Consider the following 420-nt stretch of genomic DNA (forward strand, 5'->3'; position numbering starts at 1 on the left):
CATCGTCTTCAACGAGGAGCAGGGCTCCTACCTCGCCGGCGTCGCCGCCGCCAAGGTCACCAAGACGAAGACGGTCGGCTTCATCGGCGGCGTCGAGACCCCGCTGATCAAGAAGTTCGAGGCCGGCTACATCCAGGGCGTCAAGGACACCGACCCGTCGGTGAACGTGCTCCCGCAGTACCTGACGCAGCCCCCGAACTTCGACGGCTTCTCCAAGCCCGACCTCGGCAAGGCCGCCGCCCAGGGCCAGCTCGACAAGAAGGCCGACGTGATCTACTCGGCCGCCGGTCTGGCCGGCTCCGGTGCCATCGAGGCCACCGCCGCCAAGGGCAAGTGGGCCATCGGCGTCGACTCGGACCAGTACAACCAGGCCGGTCTGGCGAAGTACAAGGACTCCATCCTGACCTCGGTCACCAAGGA

At 66.7% G+C, this 420-nt stretch carries 1 protein-coding gene; it reads left to right on the forward strand.

Annotated features, from left to right (window positions below; genetic code table 11):
* Positions 1–420: BMP family ABC transporter substrate-binding protein (locus G3I71_RS48520; RefSeq protein WP_164325370.1), on the forward strand; the 420-nt coding region annotated here is incomplete at both ends.

This window comes from Streptomyces sp. SID12501 (assembly GCF_010550245.1).
GTDB lineage: Bacteria > Actinomycetota > Actinomycetes > Streptomycetales > Streptomycetaceae > Streptomyces.